This window comes from Sutterella parvirubra YIT 11816, assembly GCF_000250875.1.
Classification (GTDB): domain Bacteria; phylum Pseudomonadota; class Gammaproteobacteria; order Burkholderiales; family Burkholderiaceae_F; genus Sutterella; species Sutterella parvirubra.
Window position 1 is genome coordinate 1 of sequence record NZ_JH604975.1, and the last position, 4,530, is coordinate 4,530.

The following is a 4,530-nucleotide window of genomic DNA, read 5'->3' on the forward strand; positions in this document are numbered from 1 at the left end:
CGAGTGTACCCGTTTGCGAGAAATTCACGATGAATGCGAGCGGTCTAGGATAGCACCGATCGGGCGACTTAGGTAGAAACCCTCGTAATGGGGTACTTTTTGATAGGGCGTACGCATACTCCTCCTCTCCCGGAGCGCTTTCAAAGCTCAAAACCTCCCAAAATCCCTGAGAAATCAGGAATTTTTTCTTGACTTTTTGAGAGCTGTCTACTACAATAATAGTATGCAATTCATCTTGAGAGGGGTTGCCGTGATTGTTGAGAAGGACGGAGTTCGCTACATGCACTCCCGAACCCGGCGCATCGTCAAAGGCTTTGTCTATGAAGGCGAGGACGTCTGGCGTCTTGAGGGCAAGAAGCGGATCTATGTGCGCTCCCAGCGCAAAGGCAAACTCATCGCCATCGAGGGGCATGAAGAGGAGTTCGAGAGCTACGTGTCTCAGAAGAAGCTCCCTCCGGACGAAATCTGTCAGTTGGTGCCGACGGATCCGAAGTACCACCCTCTGAAGAACAAGATCAAAGGCAAGGCCCCCGCCGCTCCGGGCGGGGCGGCGGCCGCCGTGGCCCACGCGGTCCAGGACTTCCGCACGCCCCATCTCGTGCAATACCCGCTTTGGGCCGTGCTCATGGTGATTTTCATGGCCTCCGTCTCCGGCGTGCTTATGGCGGTACAGATCGCCCACTACTGGGCGGCGAACCGGCCGAAACTCGAAAAGATCTTCGGCCCGGAATTCCCGCGCCGCAACATCTCCCATGACACGATTCGAAGAATCCTCATGAATCTCGATGCTTCAGAGGAAGGAAAGTACCTGCGCCACCTTTTCCGAACGCTTCTGAACTTGTGCTTCGGCATGTGGCGCAGCCGCCTGCTTGCTCTGGACGGGCAGGCGTGCCGCTCAAGCAAGAACGAGAAGGGGTGCCCTCACTACACGCTCAGCATCGTGGACTGCGACCTGCGCATCACGTGCGATCAAGTGCAGGTGGGCGAAAAGACGAATGAGATCCCGCAGGGCATTGAAGTCCTCGAATGGCTCGACCTCAACGGAAGCACGGTTTGCGGCGACGCCATGCACTGCCAGCGCAATCTCGTCGACGCCATCATCATGAAGGGCGGCAACTACTGCCTCTCGCTCAAGAGCGGCGCCTACGGGAAGATCTACGAATCCGCCCAGATCCTCGCAGACGTGGTGATCAACGACGACCTCTCGGAAAAGCCGCAACACCGCATCCCCTTCCTCAAGGAGGAGACGTATGACGACGGGCACGGCCGCGTTGAAAAGCGGGCCTACTACGCTCTGCCGGGGTCGCACTTGGAAGGTGCGGAACACTGGACCGGCCTGCACACGGGCACGCTCTTCGTCGTGGATACGGAAAAGACGTACAAGGCCACGAAGGCAACCGGAAGGCAGGCCCGAACGGAAACCAACCGGCGCTTCTTCATCTCGTCCTTCCCGTTCTTCGACAACCCCTACGTCATCAAGCAGGGAATCCGCGCCATTCGCCAAAGATGGGGCATCGAGTCCACGCACTGGGAGATCGACGTCCAGATGCGTCAGGACCTCGTGCAGATGTCGAACGTGATGTACATCCGCGCCCAGCGCATGCTCTCCCGGATCGGCCTCGGCGTCATCAGCCACATGCAGATGAACTTTGAGAAGATTTACGGCACCAACCGGACCTGTCCGTCCGTCGAATCCATGATGATCTACGCCCGGGATCCCGAGCATCTCATCAAGGTTTTCGAAGAGCTGAAGGATGCCGGCGACCTTGATGACCTACTCAAGGCCGAGTCTTGAGGCCGCCGGGGAGTATGCGTACGCTCTACGCGAAGAGCTCCACCGACGCGCCCCGCTTTCGTTCCTCTGAGAAGAAGTCTCAAAAGTTCAAGTTCAGTTCAAATCCTCACTTCTGCCAATCCCACGCCGCGCGGTACGTCGACCCCTTCACCCCCAGCATCGACATGATCGAGGCGTAGAGGTGCTCGTGGGTCACCGACCCCGGCTTCACCGCGTTTTCTTCGGCCTTCGCGCGGATCGCGGCGACGTCGACGCCGAAGTCCTTCGCAAACGAATCCCCCACCCAAACCGTCATCGGGACAGTGGTCTGTTCTTTGGGCGCAATGAGATACGGCGCCCCGTGCAGGAAGAGCCCCCCTTCACCCAGCGATTCCCCATGGTCCGGGACGAAGACCACGGCGCCCGAAGCCTTCCCCTCACGCTCCGCCTTCATCAGAACCTCCATCACGCCCGCGACCGTGCGGTCGGTGGTCAAAACGGAATTGTCGAAGGCGTTCACGATCTGCTCTTTGGGGCAGGACGTCAGATCCGGCTGCCGGCACTCGGGCTTCCAGACCTTGTTTTCTTCCTTCGAGCTCACGTAGTAGGCGGGCCCGTGCTGGCCGTACATGTGGAGGAAGAGCACCGTCGGCTTCGACACGTCGCCCTTCAAGGCGGCCTCCAGCGCCTTCTCGGTCTCCTTCACGAACACCGTATCCAAACATTGCCCGTTGGGGCAGTTCTCCGGATCGGCCTCGACGTCGCGGTTGGGCACCCCCGCACAGGTCCCCTTGCAGCCGGATTGATTGTCGATCCAGAGGACGTTCATGCCGACCCGCTGCAGGAGCCCGGGCAAAGCCTCTTCCGAGATGATGCGTTGACGGTCGTAGTCGGAGCGCCCGATCCGCGCCAACATGCAGGGGAGAGACACGTCGGTCGAGGTGCCGCAGGACGAGACCGCGGGGAAGCTGATGACGCCCTCATCCTTCACCATTTTGGCAAGCAGTGGCGTCGTCTCGCGCCCGTACCCGGAGAGCTGCCAGTTGGCCGCGCGCGTGGTTTCGCCGACCAACACCACGAAGAGGGCGGGCTTCGTGGGCACCACGGTGGCGACGGCGTCCGTGTCCACGATCACGCGCGGACGGTCCGCGTCGGGCGAGGCGTCGTACGTCAACGTCCTCACCGTCGACCAGGCGATGTTGTAGGGGGCGATGAGGTACCGGATCTGCTTTTCCGAGCGCATGACGCCCGAGAACGCCTGGAAGACCGTCATGAAGGCCGCCATGCCGAGCGCGATCCCGGCCAAGGTGAGCCCGGCCGTCTTCACCGTGCGCGTCACGACCCGGCGGGACTTCGATTCCGAGTGCGCCTCGGGGTGACATTCGATCAGAAGCCCCACGAAGGCGGCCGGCACGAACGCGACCGTCCAGAGAAGCACTGTCCTCAGGCCAAAGTAGGCGGAGGCTTCGCGAACGTCCGTCGCGATGAAGTTCCTCACCATGTCGGGCGTGAAGATCGTCGCGTAGATCGTTGACGCGACGAACGCCGTGGCGCCGAGCGCCGCGAAGAGAATGAGGAGCGTCCTGAAGACCACCTTCGGCAGTGCCGACAAAAGCGACAGGAGCCCGACCGTCAGGCACCAGAGCCCGACGCCCGCGCCGATCGTCACGCCGAAGCGGATGTGCTCCGGGTTGATGATGCCCTCGTGCGCCGTCAGTTCGTTCCCCAGCATCAGGGCCTTCAAAAAGGGCGCCGAATAGACGAACGTCCACCACGCGGCCGTGAAGAGAATCCCCGCCCACCAGGCGACCGGCATCGTGAAGGCGCTCTTCAAGCGCCCGAGGATGCGGTCACGGTCGAAGAAGAGGGCGTAGAGGAGCGCGCAGAGGAGCCAGTCGATCAACGCGGTCGCGATGTTGTGCTGCAAAAAGTGCGCGCCCTGCATCATGCGGGCGACGCCGGTGGCCACCCCCACCACGAGCGCGAACATCAGCGCCCAGCGGGCGTGGCGCGCCGCCGAACACGTCCCGTCGCGGAGCGCGAACCAGAGCGCCAACATGCAGAACCCCGTCCCGGCGTGGCCCGCGGGCCAGCAGTTCCCCGGCTGCCCGAAGAGGCTGAAGGTGGGGTCGCGCACGGGCTGATCGCCCCCGAACGCCCGCACGTTCCAGGGGCAGGCGACGCCCGTGGTGTCCTTCAACCACCAGACGAGGATCACGGCCCCGAGCATCGCCAGCACCGCGTACAAGGTCCGGGCGCGGGCGTGGTTGGTGAGGAGCGGGCAGTCCTTCCGGCGCATCCGGGCGTCCCAGCCGAGTAGCCCGATCAAGGCGAGCGCGATCACGATCGGCACCGCCTTCATCGCCTTGTGCATGACGGTCGACATGAAGGGCACGCGGTGCCAGGGCCAGGCGTCCGCCGCGCGGTCGTAAAAGAGCGACTGCACGGCGAGGTCGAGCCCGTGCGGGGGCACGAGGACCAAAAGGAAGAGCAGCACCGCAGGAATGAGGAGCACGGTCCGCGCGTTCCAGGGCCGCACGGGGATCTTGTGGGAGTTGAAGACGTCCATGGCTTTGATCGGCTTCTTATGGTTGGGTAGGGGTTGGTGTCTGAGCTGTCGGAAGCGGAGCGCTTGGGGCTCCTTTCCCGGGTTTTCAGGGCTTATTCGGGTTGTTCGGGTTTTCGGTTGTTGTTCGGCTTTCTTGGCGCTTGCCGTCGTCAAAAATCCCGTCCGCGAGCCTCCCCCGCGGCGCACC

General features: G+C 62.4%; 2 protein-coding genes. One reads left to right on the forward strand and one right to left on the reverse strand.

Going from position 1 to position 4,530, the window contains the following annotated elements:
• Window positions 1–280: 280 nt before the first annotated feature.
• Window positions 281–1,795: an ISAs1 family transposase gene (locus HMPREF9440_RS06065; RefSeq protein WP_040764195.1), complete on the forward strand. Its 1,515-nt coding sequence runs from the start codon at window positions 281–283 to the stop codon at window positions 1,793–1,795.
• Between the two features lie 106 nt (window positions 1,796–1,901).
• Here the strand turns inward: HMPREF9440_RS06065 and HMPREF9440_RS06070 are convergent, their stop codons facing one another.
• Window positions 1,902–4,343, reverse strand: a complete 2,442-nt coding sequence (locus HMPREF9440_RS06070) for a phosphoethanolamine transferase (RefSeq protein WP_008542500.1) — start codon at window positions 4,341–4,343, stop codon at window positions 1,902–1,904.
• Window positions 4,344–4,530 lie beyond the last annotated feature (187 nt).

Coding starts and splice junctions, on each gene's coding strand:
- HMPREF9440_RS06065 (WP_040764195.1), top strand. CDS start 281: ATGCACTCCCGAACCCGGCGCATCGTCAAAGGCTTTGTCTATGAAGGC.
- HMPREF9440_RS06070 (WP_008542500.1), bottom strand. CDS start 4,343: ATGGACGTCTTCAACTCCCACAAGATCCCCGTGCGGCCCTGGAACGCG.